At 66.1% G+C, this 248-nt stretch carries 1 protein-coding gene; it reads left to right on the top strand.

Annotation, left to right across the window (positions count from 1 at the left end; genetic code table 11):
• On the top strand, window positions 1-248 hold a 248-nt coding region (locus tag FK256_RS14080; RefSeq protein ID WP_141425185.1), incomplete at both ends, for a tetratricopeptide repeat protein.

The following is a 248-nucleotide window of genomic DNA, read 5'->3' as shown; positions in this document are numbered from 1 at the left end:
GTACCAGCGGGCCATCGACGCCGACCCCACCAACGCCAATATCCTCGGTGCCTACGCCACCTTCCTCAAGAACATCCGGGGCGACATGGGCCAGGCCGAGCAGATGTACCAGCGGGCCATCGACGCCGACCCCACCAACGCCAGAAACCTCGGTGCCTACGCCACCTTCCTCAAGAACATCCGGGGCGACATGGGCCAGGCCGAGCAGATGTACCAGCGGGCCATCGACGCCGACCCCACCAACGCCA

Source organism: Actinomyces johnsonii (assembly GCF_006546835.1).
Lineage (GTDB): Bacteria > Actinomycetota > Actinomycetes > Actinomycetales > Actinomycetaceae > Actinomyces > Actinomyces johnsonii.
This window is presented reverse-complemented; position numbering and strand designations above follow the sequence as displayed.